The organism is Methanomicrobia archaeon, assembly GCA_016930255.1.
Lineage (GTDB): Archaea > Halobacteriota > Syntropharchaeia > Alkanophagales > Methanospirareceae > JACGMN01.
Genome location: JAFGHB010000082.1, coordinates 1 through 16,998, shown reverse-complemented (window position 1 = coordinate 16,998; position 16,998 = coordinate 1). Strand labels below are relative to the sequence as shown.

At 45.6% G+C, this 16,998-nt stretch carries 17 protein-coding genes; 9 read left to right on the top strand and 8 right to left on the bottom strand.

Annotation, left to right across the window (positions count from 1 at the left end; translation table 11 throughout):
- Positions 1-135 precede the first annotated feature (135 nt).
- Positions 136-558: a DUF61 family protein gene (locus JW878_10785; GenBank protein MBN1763536.1), complete on the top strand. Its 423-nt coding sequence runs from the start codon at positions 136-138 to the stop codon at positions 556-558.
- A gap of 91 nt (positions 559-649) precedes the next feature.
- Here the strand turns inward: JW878_10785 and JW878_10780 are convergent, their stop codons facing one another.
- Together JW878_10780 and JW878_10775 are read right to left on the bottom strand one after the other, a co-directional pair.
- Positions 650-820: a hypothetical protein gene (locus tag JW878_10780; GenBank protein ID MBN1763535.1), complete on the bottom strand. Its 171-nt coding sequence runs from the start codon at positions 818-820 to the stop codon at positions 650-652.
- A gap of 201 nt (positions 821-1,021) precedes the next feature.
- Positions 1,022-1,720, bottom strand: a complete 699-nt coding sequence (locus JW878_10775; GenBank protein MBN1763534.1) for a hypothetical protein — start codon at positions 1,718-1,720, stop codon at positions 1,022-1,024.
- 506 nt (positions 1,721-2,226) lie between these two features.
- Here JW878_10775 and JW878_10770 point away from each other — a divergent pair.
- From JW878_10770 to JW878_10755, 4 genes are all read left to right on the top strand, one after another.
- Positions 2,227-2,814, top strand: coding sequence for a stage II sporulation protein M (locus JW878_10770; GenBank protein MBN1763533.1), 588 nt, complete (start codon positions 2,227-2,229; stop codon positions 2,812-2,814).
- Between the two features lie 18 nt (positions 2,815-2,832).
- Positions 2,833-3,510: an MBL fold metallo-hydrolase gene (locus JW878_10765; GenBank protein ID MBN1763532.1), complete on the top strand. Its 678-nt coding sequence runs from the start codon at positions 2,833-2,835 to the stop codon at positions 3,508-3,510.
- A 582-nt stretch (positions 3,511-4,092) separates the two neighbouring features.
- Positions 4,093-5,619 (top strand): PD40 domain-containing protein, encoded by a 1,527-nt coding sequence (locus tag JW878_10760; protein MBN1763531.1) that lies wholly within the window; start codon positions 4,093-4,095, stop codon positions 5,617-5,619.
- A 64-nt stretch (positions 5,620-5,683) separates the two neighbouring features.
- Positions 5,684-6,346, top strand: coding sequence for a hypothetical protein (locus JW878_10755; GenBank protein MBN1763530.1), 663 nt, complete (start codon positions 5,684-5,686; stop codon positions 6,344-6,346).
- A gap of 125 nt (positions 6,347-6,471) precedes the next feature.
- Here the strand turns inward: JW878_10755 and mfnA are convergent, their stop codons facing one another.
- Complete coding sequence (gene mfnA, locus JW878_10750; protein ID MBN1763529.1) at positions 6,472-7,608, bottom strand: tyrosine decarboxylase MfnA; 1,137 nt, start codon at positions 7,606-7,608, stop codon at positions 6,472-6,474.
- A 233-nt stretch (positions 7,609-7,841) separates the two neighbouring features.
- Here mfnA and JW878_10745 point away from each other — a divergent pair, with 233 nt between their 5' ends.
- Positions 7,842-8,564, top strand: coding sequence for a DUF169 domain-containing protein (locus tag JW878_10745; GenBank protein ID MBN1763528.1), 723 nt, complete (start codon positions 7,842-7,844; stop codon positions 8,562-8,564).
- 298 nt (positions 8,565-8,862) lie between these two features.
- Here the strand turns inward: JW878_10745 and JW878_10740 are convergent, their stop codons facing one another.
- Positions 8,863-9,468 carry a hypothetical protein gene (locus JW878_10740; protein ID MBN1763527.1) on the bottom strand — a complete coding sequence of 202 codons (606 nt, stop codon included), beginning with the start codon at positions 9,466-9,468 and terminating at the stop codon, positions 8,863-8,865.
- A 153-nt stretch (positions 9,469-9,621) separates the two neighbouring features.
- Positions 9,622-10,476, bottom strand: a complete 855-nt coding sequence (locus JW878_10735) for a Dna2/Cas4 domain-containing protein (GenBank protein MBN1763526.1) — start codon at positions 10,474-10,476, stop codon at positions 9,622-9,624.
- A gap of 184 nt (positions 10,477-10,660) precedes the next feature.
- Here JW878_10735 and JW878_10730 point away from each other — a divergent pair, with 184 nt between their 5' ends.
- Positions 10,661-11,566: a hypothetical protein gene (locus JW878_10730; GenBank protein MBN1763525.1), complete on the top strand. Its 906-nt coding sequence runs from the start codon at positions 10,661-10,663 to the stop codon at positions 11,564-11,566.
- Between the two features lie 34 nt (positions 11,567-11,600).
- On the opposite strand, the gene JW878_10725 is transcribed toward JW878_10730, so the two are convergent.
- The 3 genes from JW878_10725 to JW878_10715 form a co-directional block, all read right to left on the bottom strand.
- A complete protein-coding gene (locus JW878_10725; GenBank protein MBN1763524.1) occupies positions 11,601-12,533 on the bottom strand; it encodes a hypothetical protein in 933 nt (310 codons plus the stop codon).
- A 228-nt stretch (positions 12,534-12,761) separates the two neighbouring features.
- Positions 12,762-13,976 carry a cation:proton antiporter gene (locus tag JW878_10720; GenBank protein MBN1763523.1) on the bottom strand — a complete coding sequence of 405 codons (1,215 nt, stop codon included), beginning with the start codon at positions 13,974-13,976 and terminating at the stop codon, positions 12,762-12,764.
- Between the two features lie 32 nt (positions 13,977-14,008).
- Positions 14,009-14,494, bottom strand: a complete 486-nt coding sequence (locus JW878_10715) for a CBS domain-containing protein (protein MBN1763522.1) — start codon at positions 14,492-14,494, stop codon at positions 14,009-14,011.
- Between the two features lie 704 nt (positions 14,495-15,198).
- Between JW878_10715 and JW878_10710 the strand changes: the two genes are divergently transcribed.
- Both JW878_10710 and JW878_10705 read left to right on the top strand, forming a co-directional pair.
- Positions 15,199-16,062: a hypothetical protein gene (locus JW878_10710; GenBank protein ID MBN1763521.1), complete on the top strand. Its 864-nt coding sequence runs from the start codon at positions 15,199-15,201 to the stop codon at positions 16,060-16,062.
- Positions 16,063-16,298: 236 nt separating this feature from the next.
- On the top strand, positions 16,299-16,998 hold a 700-nt coding region (locus JW878_10705), incomplete at its 3' end, for a hypothetical protein (GenBank protein MBN1763520.1).

Below are 16,998 nucleotides of genomic sequence, written 5' to 3'. Positions count from 1 at the left end.
CGATGACTGAGTGAATTATGAATACAGATTTTGCCCAATCCAAGAACTGAGGAATAAAAGTGCAAACGTGAATTTAGGTGCAAAGCCTTATTGACGTTAAAAGTAGAAATCCTACCGTGCTCAATGTACTAAGTGATGAAAGGCGGATTCGACGATAAAGTTTTCATGAAGGCGGCGCAAGCACTCAACAAGCATTTGCCCGCCGAGCGGAAGACCCTGTTCGCGCTGCTCAAGGAGGATAAACCTGCGGTGAGGGGACGAGATGGATCGGTTAACCGAATAAAGCGTGAGGAAGTGGAAGAGCTCGCGCGGCTCGTCCCGGAAGAGGCGCATAAGCAATTGCGACTGCCGATTTACATCGAGTTGACGCCCGACTACGGCAGAGGGATGGCAAAAGTGCATGGAAAGCTTGATTGCGAGATCGTACGGCTGGTATTGGAGAAAGAGGAAAAGATAGAGAGCGAAGCGGCAGACGAGATCTTCATTCATCGCGAGGATGTACGGCGATTACGGCGCAGGTTGCCGACCGCGACGGAATACGCGTTCTTTTACAGTTAACTGTCCACTTAACTACCGAAAGAGGAAAAGGGGGCAGCCCTATATGACCGCCCCCGCGCGGTGTCCTGCTATCTACTATTTAAGCCTTCACTCATTCCTCGGTATTAGCAGCGAGCCAAAGCAACTCATCTATCTCAGGCATACCAAACGCTGTGAACAACTCTTCACCGTTGAGGCTCTCTGCGATTTCTTTCAATTCTGCTTGTGTCTCTGGAGATAGATTCTCTAAAACATCTCGCGTCTTCTCTTCTATTTTCTCCATTTTCCCACCCCCGTATAACTAAAGGACTGAGGATATAAAAGATTTTCGGTTTTTAACGGCGTAACACTCCGTATTAAGCGATAATACAGATGAGAGGGCTTAAAGTTGCTGGATAAGAGATTTTAGGGGGTTGTAACATACTGTAACACAGGATAATACGAGATAGTCTAGAACAGTTTATCTTTGCCTGAAAAAAGAGGGTTAATAGTAATCCTCTACTTTGAGGTTCCAGCTATCGAGATTAGCGGCAATCACCTCAAAGTAGTAATCCCCCTCCCCTCTGTAGATGTACTGCGTATCGCTGCATTCCTCTTGGAAGCAATCCCAGGAACTAACGGACATTGTTGCCCCTTTGCGATATACGTGTACGCCAAAGCCCGCATATTCAGGCTTGTCACTTTTCGCCTCATATTCCACCCGCCATTCGTCTCCTTTTATTGTGAATGACGAAGTTGTCTTATCTCCGCTGCCTGAGAATGAAGTGACGGAATGCCATTTCTTGGGTTTAGGCGTCGGCGTAGAAGTCGGTTTTGGCGTTGCTGTTGGTGTAGGCGTTGCATGTACTTCTTCATAACCACCCCCTTCCCAGTATTCATCCCAACTCATAATTTCTGATAGATCAACAGAGGCTAATTTCACAGGTTTATATTCCTCCATAAATTCTCTATCCCACCATTTCTCGTGATCGCTTTTTGCTCGATACAACCATACTCCATCAACTTTATTGATGTAAGTCGTCTTATATTCGTCTGTCTCGGGATCGTAGTCCAGAACGAGAGTTGCCATATCTTCATTAATATTCTTCTCGGCAATAACATCCCCGGAAGAGTATTTAGGTTCTGGTAACGGTGTTGCTGTTGGTGTTTCCTCTTCCTCGACGCATCCTGCGAAGAGTGCCACCGCGATAACCGTTGCAATCGCTATTAAGCTTATTATGACTTTTCTATTCGTTTTTTCTACCTCATAAATCAGTTTTTTAATCTACAACAACGAACGGTTGTATATTAGCTACATTTAAGCGGCGTATATTTAAAGCTTTCGAAATTTTTGTGTGCATGTAGAGTACGGATATCATTTCGCGACACCATGCCTTCGGATGGCATGGTAAAACTGACGAATGAGGAGATCAAATGGCTCATAATCCGTGTAGGTTCCGGTTTTTTCACGGTGAAGAGCTAGCAACCGCGGCGGCTTTGCACTTTAAATACTAATTTTCGTTGAATAAAGGTGCAAACGTTATTTTAGGTGCAAAGTCTCCGGGAGCAGAAGCGTGTTGATTGGGGCATAACGTTTGTGTAAAATACGCGTTCTTTTTCAGCACGTCACGCTAGCTACCACGATCGCCATTCTCCACCCGACGTAACTATATATGTTTGGAGTACAAACCTACAAGACAGCGCAATAAAATGGGAGAAGAACTAGAACTGCGAGGATATCTTTATTCTCTGCGATTTTATATCCTCTTCGTTTGTATCCTTTTCGCTGGTGCCATTGCCATGGGGTATATGGGGTTCCTGAGCGAGGTATTCAGCGAGTCGCTAGCGTGGCTTGAGCAGCTCAGTGAGGGTATCGAGGATTTCACCGAGTTGTATCCTTCATGGATCCTTTTTATTGCCTTCTTCTTCGTGATTTTCATCAATAACGCCTTCACCTGCTTTCTTAATGTGATAACCGGGCCGCTCTTGGGCATTTTCCCGCTCTTCTCCGCGGTGATCAATGGCGGGCTACTTGGCTGGCTGGCGCGCGAAGAGGGTTTGCTTGTCTTTCTCGCCGTGGTGCCGCATGGCATGTTTGAACTCCCCGCCTATTTCATCAGCGTGGCGATCGGTTTGAAACTAGCACGCGAAGCGTTGAAGCCGAGAAGGGAGCGGCAGTTACGAATAACGCTGGTTGAGGGCTTGCGGGTGTATCTCCGCTTGATTTTACCGCTGCTTTTCATTGCTGCGCTCATTGAGTCGGGATTGATCGTTCTCAGTATTTTACTAGTCCCGTAAGTAAGTACGTAAGGAGGGATGGAGAGCATGAGAATCAAAGACGGCGTGTATTGGTTCAGGGAGCGCGGAATGTTTGATGCGAACACGTACGTGTTGCAGGACGAACTCACGGTGCTCATAGACCCCGGCTTGGAACCGTACCTTGAGCCGCGACTGAACGCGATGCAGGACGATGGAATTGCGCCACGCGATATAGATGTGATCGCGATTACGCATCTCCATCCCGACCACTGTGGCGCAGTAGCGGCGCTTCAAGAGATTTCGGGTGCGAAGGTTGCGCTTCATCCGTTACAGGTGGAGTATCTTGAGGCTATGGATGAGGGCTCGCGCGATACCCTCGGCATGGGCATAACCAGAAAGTTCCGTGCGGATATCGTGCTTGCAGATCGGTTGAGCCTGGGAAGTACGGAACTGAAGATACTGTATACGCCGGGGCATTCGCCAGCCAGCATTTGCTTTTATTCCTGGGATCTGAAGATCTTGATCTGTGGCGATCTGGTATTTGAGCAGGGTGTCGGACGAACCGATTTGCCGTTTGGCAATCTGGCAGAGTTGAAAAATTCGATCGAGACGGTATCGGCACTCGATACTGAAGTGCTCCTGCCGGGGCATGGGGGAATACTCGAAGGACAGGAGAGCATCAGGAGGAATTATGAGTTTGTGAAGATGTTCTTCACGTCGGTTTTTTCGGAATAAAACGTAACCTTGATTCAAAAACGTACTGCTCCCATTCGATATCGCCCCTTCTCAACCCCTAGGCCAAATGATTTGTTAGATTCAATCTCTTCTCTCCTTACCCTTTTCAAAACTTCATCGCGATATTTTTCTTCTTTCTCGATTTTAATGGCCATCACGAGCTTTCAAGTTCGATTTATTCTATGCCGTCTTATTTTCTCAACTAAACCCTTTTAGAAAAAGCGTTTGCGTAAAAATAAGACTTAAAGATATTTTTTATATGAACATAAAACATTTCATTATCTACAATAGAAAACTTTTTATACTGTTATACCATTTCAGTTCATTATTATCTTGAAGAGAGATGGGCTGGTCGAAGCGAAGAAGGTGGGGCAAGGGAGGGATGCAGTGGAAAATACATGTCGGGCAGAAGGGGTATTATGAGAAAGATGATACGGTACCGGTGGTCATGATAGATGAAGAGAAAGAGAAGGAAGACATACAAAATCGGCGACATAACGCTTTATACCAAATTTTTTGCTGTTACAGGCTCCGTATCTTAAGTACGGAGTATGTAACGTTTTTACAAAGGGGGTAAATGGGATGAATGAAAAATTTGATTTGGTGATAAGATTTGTAAATGGCTTTATAATAGTAATAGTCATTTTGTTGATTTTGTTACCATTAGTATCAGCGCCCGATACAGCAACTATAACAAATATGGGGGTGAAACAATTAACCCCTGAGCCATGGGATCAAAAAAGTTTTTCATGGTGGCAGTGTGTTTTTTCGTGGAGTCCTGATAGTACAAAGGTAGCATATTTCTCAGTGGAAAATACTTTTCAAGAAGAGGAGGTGTTAGAAGACAGCACAATCTCCCGTGATGTATACAACAATCTTGTTTTAGGTGTAATGAATGCAGACGGAACTGGAAAAATAAAATGTGATGAATTTTCAGCGAGAGGGGATAGGGAGACCGGTTTTCTTATTGGATCCGATTTTAGTTGGAGTCCTGATAGCAAAGCAATTGTTTATACGAGATACGGAAAGCCTCTTGAAGCTCCTTGGGAGGATGACTGCGATTCTGCATCGATATGGAGAATGAATACTGAAACAAGCGAAAAGAAAGAACTGGCTCAAAGAGCTATGAATCCTTCCTTGAGTCCAGATGGAAAACTGATAGCGTATGTATTTAAAGAAACATCAAATGCTAACCGTGATATTTGGATAATGAACGCGGATGGAAGCAACAAGAAAAAATTGGCATCAAATGCGGGATTCGACGCGTTATCACCTTCTTGGAGTCCTGATGGCACAAAGATAGTATATATGGGCACAGTTAAATATCAATGGGAAAAAGTTAGCACTTGGATAACAGAGGCAGATGGAGCAAATAATATGCAGTTGGCGTCAGGCGCTTGGTTTCCTAGATGGAATCATGATGGCACTAAAATAGCATATCAGTCTGTGGACGATAAACATGACAAAAAAGAACTGTGGCAGGGTTCTGTTTGGATTGTTAATCCCGATGGAACCGAGAAAAAACCCCTTATAACAGACTCAAATACATTGAGTTTTATGTTTTCAAAATGGAGTCCCGATAGTACAAAACTGACCACGATCACGTCAGTTGTTGAAAATGAGGTAGTGGTACTGAATGCAGATGGAAGTGGAAAATACTGGCCAATTCCTAATAATGGATATGGTTCGTGGAGCCCAGATGGAAAAATGATTGTATATGTATCCGGCTCGGGAGATGTTCATGTAATAAATGCCGATGGAACGCAAGATAAAAAATTGGTGTCGACGAGGGGTACTCTAGAAACCCTTCTTGGAGTATTGTGGAGTCCCGATGGGACAAAAATAACATATCCCGTAGGTGAAATGTCACAAGTACCTCGGCAATCTAATGTGTCAGTTTGGGTAATGACGGTTGGTGAAATTGGCGACATTCCTACACTCACACCAACGCCATCTGGAACCCTGATGTCTACACCAACAGTAACGCCGACCCATGAAGAAGAATCTCCATCATCCCCACCAAAAGAAAGAGTCCCAGGGTTTGAAGCATTATTCGTAATTACAGGACTATTGACGGCTGTATATCTAATTAGGAGAAGAAAGGGATAATACCTCCTCCTACGGCAAACGGGGGTGTACCCGAATTCATTCATGGGTGGCGAGGATGAGGCTTATGAAGGAAGGAGGAGATATGTCTCAAGACGATTTGGATATGGGGTTAGAAATTAAACAGGGAAAAAATGCGAGGGTGTTAGAAGAGCAAGCACTACCACTTTGTGGGGTGAGCTACGAAGAAAATGATGTACTTTTCAATCCGACAAGCACGAGAGATAAATTACTTCAAAGCGTATTCTTAATATTCATAATGTATGCTATGTATATGCTTTTCTTTAACAAATTTATATGGATTATGCCGTTTTTGATGGTACACGCTTTACTCGGCTTTTATTTTTACTTTGTTCGTTGTCATGATGTTGTTTACACAGATTATTGGGATTACTATATAACAACCAAGAGGGTGGGTTGGTGCAGGAATAATGATAAAAAAGGGTGTATAAATCCGGGTTATTTATTTAGCTGGAATGATGTTCCGGGAGACAATAATAGACTCCTAAATTTTCTCTGTGATTGTCCCTATATTGGTTGGTGGGCAAAAAATGCAGAAATCCACAAAACCGATGACGGTAAAACTATCAATATTTTTACAGATGAAAATTCGGCTGATATAACGATTGATGAGGAAAAGGAAAAAGCAACTCTAAAAATCAACAATGGTGGAACTCAAGACCTAAAGGTTAAAAAGGAGAAGGGCAAACTAAATATATACGTAAAATAAATCATATCCCAAACTGTGGCATGCTTTTGAGAAGGAGGAAATGAAACAACGGGGATGCCTCCGATTTCAATCGGAGGTGGAGAGGCTGGGGCTTTTTGTAGGATGACGAGAATAAAGCTATTATTCTACACCACATCCTCCAGATCTTCTATGAACAGGTTTAGCGTTTCTTCATCGGTGTGTGGCATGATTACCAATCGGAGCGCTTTTGGCTTGCGTGTCACAGAAACGCGCCATCCTCGCTCTCCGAGTGCATTCGCTATCCGATCCACCTCAGCCTCTGGTAAACGCAGCGTTACTACGTTCATCACGGGCTCGATGACCGGATAAACGTCGATACGCTTTGCGCCAGCTACTAACAGCCTCGTGAGCCGCATGCATTTGTCTATTATCTTTTTCAGGCCTTCTTTACCGAGATATTTGAGCACTGCATACGTAGCCGCTGCAGACCCGCCGCTTCGCGTACCGGTCAATGAGCACTGGCCTTTGGTCGTCAAATACGGCGTTGCCACGGCCAATTCGTCTAAAAACGAGTCGTCCCTGAACAAGAGACAGCCCGCGCCGAGCGTACTCATGCCCATCTTATGCGGGTCTATCGTGATCGCACTTACGCCGTCGAGCGAGAAATCGAACTCATACTTCACATCAAGAAACGGAATCACAAACCCGCCAAATGCAGCATCCACCAGCAGAAACAGGTCCCGTTCCAATGCGAGATCCGAAAGTTCCCGTATCGGGTCTATCTGACCGAATTCGGTCGTTCCTGCGATCCCGACTAGCGCGATTGTCTTGCCATCGATCAAGCGTTCTACCGAGTTCACGTCCACGCGCAGCAGGTCATCCAAAGAGGCTTGACGTACTTCGAGGCTCAAGAGGTCCGCGATCTTTTCGAACGAGAAATGAGCGGTCGCCGGCACGATGATGTTCATAGCGCGCAGGCCTTCCTTCCTCTTCCTGTTCCGTATCGCTCGTATCGCCTGGATATTCGATTCCGTTCCGCCAGTGGACATATAGCCAGAAGCGTTCTCGTTGCCCAGCAGCCCGCCGATCATCCGAACAACGTTCTCTTCCAGCTCCTTTGTACCCGGGAACAGCCCGGAATCGCCCAGATTCGATTCCAGAAATACCCGATGTGCATACACCGCTATCTCGTGCGGATACGTGCACATCGAACTCAAAATCCGCTCGTACGAGAGATCCTTCAGCTTCTTCTCCTGAAGTATCGACTCTACCGCTTCTCTACTCATACCTCGCTCTTCCATCTTCATTCAGCACCTCTTTTTCATTCATCACCAACGTGAAGTCCGCTCTCGTCTCCGTTAATAAACGATGCGGGAGAGATATGCAGTCACAAAGTTATACGTCCTCTCTTTACTTAATTTTAAGTTGTTTGACATGAACCACGACGCGACGGTCTTTACCGTAAAAAACATTCACGTAGCGGAATATTTAAATTCCGAGATATACTACCACCTTTAAGGGGTGAGAGATGATGATGGATGAATTTATAAAAAACGTTGGAATTATTGTCGAAGCGTTGGGTATCGAGAAAGAGCCGGTGGGGGTAAAGTACACCGACGAAGACCCCGGCGTTGCGATCGAACCGGAAAGTTACGCGGTGTGCGGAGCGATACTCAATGCCGCGGAGGGTAAAGTCATCATGCTTTCCGAGGGGAGTTGCGCCTGTCACGGCGGAAAGAGCCATATCGGGCTCACGCAGCGGAGATCAATCCCATGGAAGATGCTTGTTGAAGGCGAAAAGCTCTGGATTGACGTTAAAACCGCGATACGGTCAAACGCAGAGGTTGAGCAGCTGGCAAAACCGCCCGTGGGGCTTTCGAAGAAGGTTTTCCTTTATCCGGTACGAAAGGGGCTATTTCTGCCGGATCTCGTCCTTCTGCTTGTCAACTCAGAGCAGGCATCACGGCTCATCACCTTAAATCAGTTCTGGGACGGCAAGACGCCCTCGATGGAGATGCGAGGGGCGCTCTGCTGGAGCATGATCACCTACCCGCTGGTGTCTGGGAACTTCAACCTCTCGGTTGGCGATATCAGTGCGCGGAGGCTCGAGCAGTGGGATCCCGCGATTATGGTTGCATCGATCCCGGGGGAGCGGATCAGGGGCATTGCAGAAGCCGTCGATTTCAGTACCGCCGGGAGGGCTGAGCCGTCGGAGCAATTCAAACGACTGACCAAGCAGATGCGGTCACGAAGGTAGCAACGGGTCTAAAGGCAATTAGAAGCAGCTCATTGCTCTAACACTCTTTAGTGATAGGAATTGAAGGTTTGTTGAAGGTTAGATTAGCAGGCTCTACCCCTTCCTTCTTCCTTTCCCTGTAAAAATTATGAAGATGCTATACATAGATGTACTAAATATTATTTTGCACAGTTCTAAATAGAAGGATAGCTACGAGATTTACGGGAATTGATCTGGTATCTTTGTAAACATATTTTAGTCACATATACTGCAACTATCGAATATCTGATTAAGAACTCTAAAATTGCCTCCACTCTTACTATTTCAGATAGGGACGAAATTTTTCTTCGATTTTTAAAATAATATTCTCTACTTCTTCTGAATACTTATCGTCTTTATCCGTCCAGTATACAATGTCTCGGTATTTTTTAAATAGTTCTTTCTCATCATAGGGGTGCCTCTTTAAATCATGAAATTTTAAATGGCAATACAAATTCTGAGCAGTGCGCAATTCAAAGGCTTTTTTAATAAGGGCATCTACCTCTTGTACGGCTTCTTCTCCCCGTAAAGCCTTTGCTTTAAATTTAATGATTTTCAGTTCAGATACAGCGTCTGATACTGGGTCGAGACGTTTCCATAAAGCATAACATTCGTTCTTTAGGCTCCTTTCATCAGAACTTTCATGTTTATCTATCTTTGTTTCTTGTTCTCTTAGGCCCAGTTCTCCTTCAGGCATCCACGGCCCCCTCGCGGATCTCAACGAATCTTGTAATTTATGACTTTTCTCTAATATTTGCTCGCTCAATTGAAACTCCGTTGTCCCTTTAAGTTGCCTACGCCAAACATCGAGCCCTTTAATCGCCACATACGAAGCAATTATAGCTGCGATGGAAACAAGTATATCTCTTACAATTGGTAGATCCATAGTTTATTTCAATATATCCTCCTTTCTTAAATTTTCCCAGCCCCTGCTTAAAAGTATCATGAATAGGTGCTGTATCCGAAAAAGTGTTTTTTGGATACAAATGAATGATAAAAAGGAAGGAGAGCGGTATATAACTCAACGGGGAGAGTTTTTTCATTTAAACAGTTTAGAAAGCAGCGTCTTCTTCGTCTCGCAGCGATCGAGGAAGGCACAGTTATCGCAAGGCGCATTCGCGCCTTTCTCGGGGAACGCACCGCCCTTAATCTTCTTCACGTGCTTCAATGCCTGAAATGCGAGCGCGCGATCCCTCTTCTTTATGTGTGATTCGCGAATGGTCGCGGTTCGTATATATTCCACAAAACCGCGCTGCACCGTTGTTCCGAACTCCTCCTCGATCAGCATGGCATACGCCGCCAGCTGCATTCGATCGCTCCGCCATACACCGTACTCAGGGCATCTGCCCGTCTTTATCACGCACGGTACAAACTCCTCCTCACTGACCCGAATCAGCTTATCCACGCTGCCGATCAGGCCTATCCTCTCCGATACCGTCGTGTGTTCACGTTCATAGCCGTAGGATTGCTCCAGCTCTGCCAGCCCAGTTTCGGTTCTGAGTTTACCGAGCCACTCGCTGTTTGCTATACCCGTCAGGAAATCTGATTTTACCGCTTCAAACAGCTCATTCTCCACATCTTTCAGCTCGTCTTTATAAATCCACGTCACACCGTCCACGATATCCTCGATCACTCGTTTTACAGCCTCCTCCTCTGTTTTCCCATCGGCTTCGCTCTCTTCGTCCTCTCCACGGTAAACGAGGTGCAAATTGAACCCTAGTTCCTTCCACAGGATATGCTCGATTACGCTCCGCTCGTTTCCCTCCGCGCGTTTCTGCCCTTCATAGCCGCGGGCACTGAAATACACCAGCCGAGGGCATAGGAGATACGAGGTTAACTCGGAGACTTTAGTGAGTGCTTGGTGATTCTGCGTGGGCGGCATCATAGTACACAAGATAGTTAGGATATATAGTGAGTATACTGTATAAATAACTGGCATGATAAAGGGGATAGAATTTCGAGTGTACGGGGGATAGGTCACTATCAGAGGCCTGTTACGAAAGAAGATAGGTATGCTATATTTGCGAAGAGCGCCTACAGTAGCCTACGTTAAGTTAAAAGTTTGAGACGATTGCCCGATGAACGTACATGCGATCCTGGACATCATTACCGTAAGCCTTTCCGGAGCAGCATTGCGGAGCCATAAGTTCTTCAGTAGAAGCATAGAGTGCCCTTCGCTTGTGGAGCATCTTGATAACACCGTCGTGCAACTGCCTGAGATCGCGGGTCAGGGTAAGTACGAAGTGGGTGCCGATACACTCGTGGGGAACTTGGATCCCGCATTTTATATCACCCAATGGAAAGGCGACGAGTATGCAACGATACTTTATCATCACGGTAGCAACGAACGCCCGTTCGACTTCAGGCGAGGGAGCCCCACGACCTTCAAGAACATCTTCTTGCGGACAAAACAACCCATTCAGGCTAATTTGATTGCTCTCTGTGCGCCATTTCATCGAACGTCGATAACGTATTACGTAACGAAACTCGGCGATCTCGCGAACTTTGTAGCGATGCTCTCCGTCTCGGTAAAAGTAATCGACGAGCTGGTGTTGTATCTCAAGCAACGGCAGTGTCCCCGTGTGATGGTATCAGGCATAAGTTTGGGCGGCTGGATCACGAACATCCATCGAGCGTACTACAATACGGCTGATGTCTATGTGCCCCTGCTCGCCGGTGCCGCGTTAGGAGACATCTTTACGACATCCATTTACCGCAAGATGACCGGACGACTTGCGCAGGAGAATCCCGCGGTGCTCAGACGCGTGCTCGATTTCGAGAACGCGTTCAAACAGGTAGAGACCGATAATGTGTATCCGCTATTAGCGCGTCACGATCAGATTATTCGATACGATCGACAACGACCATGCTACGGTGAACGCAGGATCACGACACTGGAAAAGGGGCATGTCACCGCGGCACTTGTACCCGGCGATCTTCGTGCGCATATTCTTGCCCGCTTGGATGATGCTACGCAGGGCTGAGCGTGAAAACGAAAACGCATTGATAAAAAGAACGTCAGGAGCTTTCTATCGCCTGTCCTTTACCCATGACGTGCAGCTTCTTGGCGTTGAGATCCAGCAGGAGGAATGTGCCGTCGGGTGTGTAAACCATCGGCTTCTTTGATTCGATCGTTATGGTGCCGTTGTTTATCCCGGTAACGTTTACGGGGATCGTCTGCATACCCACCGTGAGATGGAACGCGCCTTCCCGAATGCCCGCAGCATAGTAGCGGTTCGGCGCAAAAGAGAGCGTTAGTGCTGTGCCCGTTTTAGCGCTGCCGGGAGCGCAAATGACCGAGCCGCGATTCATCTCTTCTGCCGTCGCGCCCTTTATAGCGAGGCCGACCCGTGAACCCGCCTCAGCCTCGTTAAAATCCTTATCCTGCATTTGTATCGAACGTACAACCACTTCCGTATTGTCCGGCAGCAACAGGAGCTTGTCATGCCGCTTTACGATACCGCACCTCACAGACCCCAGAACGATTTCGCCCACGCCCTTGACGTGAAATGAATGATCCACCACGACCGAGACCGGAGAGCTCGTGTCCCGTGCGGATTCAAAGCCCTCGATGATCTCGCGTATCTTCTGGATATCGCGTTCCGTAACGATGAACGATTCGAGCGACGTGCCCTTCGTTAGCGCGTTTATCGTGCTCGGCTCGGTGTACGGCGGGACGATTATAACACCGCGGGAAATCCCGAACGCGTCAAGCATGAGTACGGTCTCCCCCACGGCCGGCGTCATCTCGGTAACGGCCAGTATAGCCGCATCGATGCAGGACATTATCTGGCTCTTCACCGATACCTTATCGCCCACCGACTGCATGAAGGTGAAGATGCAATCATCTGTTTTCCTGTTGTACAGCAGCATGTCGCTTTCCGTGCCCCGCTTCCCCAGCTCCCGACCGATCTCCTCGTCGTGGAATATGCCAACCGTAAGATTTTTCATAGCTCTGCTATAGAACTCGCCAGAATAAAATTGTTTCGAGCCTATCCTGATCTCTCGTCAGGATACTCAGAAAGCGGATGGAAGTGTATTGGTAGACCAGTAGCCCTGAAAGAGTTACAGCGAAATACCCCATTGGGAAAGAACGTGCCAATAATCTGTGAATGCAGGTAGGTCTTCGTTCGAGTTCGAGTTCGAGTTCGGCGATCCTGTGTTGGCTTGGAGTAGGTTTCACGTAACTACTTGTGCCTCACCCGCTTTTGAAAGCGCATATTTTGTCAACGGTGGCGCAATGAGTTCGTTAATGATCGTAGAGGCCAACACCGCATTTAACATGAGAACGCCAAAAGAGGGGAATTCAATTGATGCGAGAAGAATGAGCCCTATGGTCACCCCTGCTTTGGGTAGGAGCGCAAGGCCGAGGTAGTTTTTCACGTTATCCGGAGCGTGAGAGATCGTCGCACCTGCTCGCACGCCGAGGTATTTTCCTGAACATCGCGCGAGCACGATTAGGAGCGCTAAGATGCCCGCGAGTTTCATGACACTTAAATCGAAGTGCAAGCCGGCCAAGACGAAGAACAGCACAAAGATCACGTTCTCGAATTCCTCAACGACGGTGGTCAGTTCCTTTCGCTTTACGTTATTAACAAGGACGAAGCCGAGCACCATATTAGCCAAAATAGAGGAAAGCCCCAAGAAATCGGAAACGCCGGTACATAACAGGATCGTGCCAACAATCACGACAACAAGGAATTCGCGCCGTTTTAAGAGTCTGAGCACGTAGACTAACGTAATGGCAAAGATAACACCAACCACTATGGATCCAGCAATGTGAAGCGCGGGAATGCTGATCATGTGGTACGAGGAGAAACTGCCCGCATTCTTCACCAGCGGTTGGGCGATGCCAGACGCGATCGCGAACGCAATAACCGCAATCGAGTCATCAAATCCGACCACCGCCAAGAGCGTTGTGGTGAACGGGCCTCGTGCCCGGCTCTCGCTGATGATCGCCATTGTCGCGGCAGGCGCGGTTGCCGAGGATACCGCACCGATGATCAGTGCTAGAGGGAAATAGGTCTGCCAGAAAGTTCCATTGGGAATAATGAACGGTCCTAGGAGAGCTAACACCACGGTAACGAGAAACCACGCACCTAAACTTTCAAATGGGATTATCCACACGATCGTTTTGGCTAACCGTTGTATATCTTCCCAGTGAAGACTGCTCCCGATCAAGTACGCGATAAGCCCAAGGGCAATGTCGGTAACGATATCCAGCTGTCCTACTGTTTCGATTGGTATAATGTTGAGAACCGAAGGGCTCAGTAGCATGCCGAGAATGATGTAACCGGTGATCATGGGGAATTTGAGCTTTTCCAATGTCAAGCCCGCAAGAAAACCGACAAAGATCATTATGCCAAGTGCCAATATGACGTTCATCGCTTCCATTCCAATCCACTCCACGATCTCCGTTCGTTTACTTATAGCCTGCCGGGCGTTTTCAAGAACGCGTGAAATTCCTTTATCAAGTGATGGAGCGTTATCTCACCTTTGAGCTCGTCATGTTCTACAACGGGAATTCGTCGTATGCTATGGAATACCATCTTCTTTAATACGTCCGCTACCGTTTCCTCGGGGTCGCATACGACGGGGTTTCTGGACATGAGGTGCGCGGCATTTTCAAAACTTTCGTAGTGTAATGTCTTCTTCGTTGGTGAGCCGAAGAATGAGACTTTTTTATCGGGCGAGAAGATATGCAGGATATCGTGCTCGGTGATGATGCCGATCACCTTCTTGCTTTCTCTGCTTTCAACGACCCAGACATGATCGCTTTCAGTAAGGACATCCAAAACGCGGTCGATACTCGCATCTTGCTCGACAAGCGGCAGCTCCCAGAGCTTTCGAGCCATGATCTCGTTCGCCGTGAGTTCGTAAAAATCGAGGATTGATTTTTTCCCTTCTGCCATCACAGTGTAAAACGGTATCGGTAGTTAAAAATGTTCCTGCTTTGTTCCATGTGTCTCAGATTTGTTACAACAGTGTTCATTCAATACACGGATTGAAATTTTTCTGCCGTTGGATCAGAAGACCGACGAGCGCAGGTTTGAATACGGGTGATTAGTGCTGATGGAATGGTTGAGTATAAAAATAAAAACAGCTTCATTGCTAAAAAACATGCATACTATGGACAAAGGGAATATTATTTACGTGTACATCGCATATCTAACTTGTTAAGGGAAAAATGGGACACATAAAATTTGATAAGAAAAAATTGGAACAATTCATGTACTTTTTGTTTAACTTCAACACCACCTATGTCTATACATTTATCGCAGGCATTTTGGTTTCCCTCGCGGTTAACCTTCTAACGACCGCATTATTAGCTAAAAATTCTCCTGTAAGCTGCTATAGAATATATAAAGCAACTATCTTCTAACCCTATCTTCGATTGGCGCTTTTGGTGTGAGCGTAATTTTGGAGGGCGCACGTGGTGAATGGGAACAAGCGGGCCATCCAAGCGATCCTAACATGAAGAGCAAGTTGATAATGCAAAAAAGGCAGTTCTATTCACTATTATTTTTATTTGCAATGATTTTTATCGGTGTACTCTTTGCATATTTCTAGTGTGCATTTCAGTTAACTCTTCATCTTGGCAATCGGAGGTGAAAGGATGATTGAAGGAATTGAAAGCTTTGGAAGGATGATGGAAGATCCCCATAAAGGCTGGCCTACTTTTGGAGATATTCAGGAAGGGCGTGTCTTTACAGATGAGAACATTGTTAATGATGTTGAGAATAAATTGCAAGAATATCGGTATTGTCTCATTAGAGGTGCCGAAGGTAGAGGAAAAACCGTATTAGCAAGAATTGTTGGAGATAATAAGGATAGGGAGGGATGGAATGTGATTTTTATTGATGTCCGAGGAGTAAGAAGGGAACACATCACCGGTATATGCGATTTCTATATTAAACCAGAAGGTAAAAAGTCTTTATTTATTATTGAAAATGCGCACTTTTCACCAGACGAAATAACTCCAAAACTGATGGAATCCGCAAATAAGCAAGACAAGTCTTCCTTTATCTTTACCTCAAGAAAGATATTCCCTAGGAATGAGCGACGTCTTATTTCAAACCCATTTGAGGAATGGGAAGAAAATGGGTGGTATGTGGACCTAAAGTCGGGTTTAGATATGGCTCGGGGTATGATTCACATAAAGAATCCAGCATATTCTCTTACAAAAGAGGATGAATCTTGGTTAGAAAGAGAGTTTGGAGAACAAAATCTGAATCTACGCAGGTTAAACTGGTATCTTGACACCTGGGGCAAGATGGGTGGTCCTCTTTCCGCAATACCAAAAGAGAAAGTTCTAGAAGAGATATTAAACTATTTCATTGAAGAGCTTAAAGACGGCGATCTTGAGGAAATGCTTTTGAAGGTTGCAGGAATATTTCAATTCGATGTCGATTTCTACGGAAGGGATTATGATAGAACATATCTTACAGAGCTTGTAAAAAGGGTTTTAATTACCTTTTAGGAGGAGATTACTATAGGTTACAACATTCATCAGATGCTGCTTACATAATAGAAGCCGTAGCGGCTTTAAGAGAGGGGAAATCTGCAGAAGATATTACAACAAAACTCTTAGAAGAGTACATCTTAAAGTCTCCTGAAAATTACTATGAGTTACTACGGGCTCTGTTTCAAAATAGAAAAAAGCATATCATGCTAAATCTTTTTGGAGATCTTGAAACATGTGCCACCATTTTAGATATGGCTAAAGTTGACAACATAAGGGTGGTGAGTTCTATCCTGCATTATTTGACATGGGCATGTGGTCCAAAGAAGGGGCGCGAGTTTTGGTCCCAATATGTGAAATCAATATCGAATTCTCCCGAGGAACAAAAGGAAAAAATCAGAGCAAAACTAGATGGGGCATATATTATCCATATAGAGTTATTGTTGTCGAATTTGAAAGAAATAGATCAAAATGAAAGTTACTGGTCAGCAACCGAAGTTTTGGAAGAAGATGTTTTAGCCCAGCAGGCAAATTCCGAATCTGCTTCTTTTTCAACAATTGCTAACCTATTTCAATTTTTACCCTCTAAAAGGATTCCATCAATTCTTTCAAAATTGGATTCGAATATTTTAGCCGATAAATTCGATTCTCCCACGGCTCAACCCATAATGTGGTTTTTACGCTATTGTTCAGCAAATACTTCAAGCCAAGCATTTTCAGAATCATTTTTATCAAATCTCCATGAAAAAGGCAAATTAATAGAAGCACTTAAAAACTCAAATGTTGGCGTTGTTAATAAATGCTTAAAATTCATAGGAGATGTAAATCTGGCTTTGCGTGATGAGCTGAAAAATAGTTTGTTGCCCTATTGGGTTCAAATCAGTCTATCTTCAAATCTCAGCAGCGTCACTGGAGAAATATGTAATAAAACATTGCCGATTGAGATTAGGCGAT

Excerpts from the sequence above, each read along its gene's own strand:
- JW878_10715 (MBN1763522.1), bottom strand. The coding sequence starts at position 14,494 with ATGGCAGAAGGGAAAAAATCAATCCTCGATTTTTACGAACTCACGGCG.
- JW878_10765 (MBN1763532.1), top strand. The coding sequence starts at position 2,833 with ATGGAGAGCATGAGAATCAAAGACGGCGTGTATTGGTTCAGGGAGCGC.
- JW878_10730 (MBN1763525.1), top strand. The coding sequence starts at position 10,661 with ATGAACGTACATGCGATCCTGGACATCATTACCGTAAGCCTTTCCGGA.
- JW878_10770 (MBN1763533.1), top strand. The coding sequence starts at position 2,227 with ATGGGAGAAGAACTAGAACTGCGAGGATATCTTTATTCTCTGCGATTT.
- JW878_10755 (MBN1763530.1), top strand. The coding sequence starts at position 5,684 with ATGAAGGAAGGAGGAGATATGTCTCAAGACGATTTGGATATGGGGTTA.
- JW878_10710 (MBN1763521.1), top strand. The coding sequence starts at position 15,199 with ATGATTGAAGGAATTGAAAGCTTTGGAAGGATGATGGAAGATCCCCAT.
- JW878_10720 (MBN1763523.1), bottom strand. The coding sequence starts at position 13,976 with ATGGAAGCGATGAACGTCATATTGGCACTTGGCATAATGATCTTTGTC.
- JW878_10745 (MBN1763528.1), top strand. The coding sequence starts at position 7,842 with ATGGATGAATTTATAAAAAACGTTGGAATTATTGTCGAAGCGTTGGGT.
- JW878_10740 (MBN1763527.1), bottom strand. The coding sequence starts at position 9,468 with ATGGATCTACCAATTGTAAGAGATATACTTGTTTCCATCGCAGCTATA.
- JW878_10725 (MBN1763524.1), bottom strand. The coding sequence starts at position 12,533 with ATGAAAAATCTTACGGTTGGCATATTCCACGACGAGGAGATCGGTCGG.
- mfnA (MBN1763529.1), bottom strand. The coding sequence starts at position 7,608 with ATGGAAGAGCGAGGTATGAGTAGAGAAGCGGTAGAGTCGATACTTCAG.
- JW878_10785 (MBN1763536.1), top strand. The coding sequence starts at position 136 with ATGAAAGGCGGATTCGACGATAAAGTTTTCATGAAGGCGGCGCAAGCA.
- JW878_10780 (MBN1763535.1), bottom strand. The coding sequence starts at position 820 with ATGGAGAAAATAGAAGAGAAGACGCGAGATGTTTTAGAGAATCTATCT.
- JW878_10760 (MBN1763531.1), top strand. The coding sequence starts at position 4,093 with ATGAATGAAAAATTTGATTTGGTGATAAGATTTGTAAATGGCTTTATA.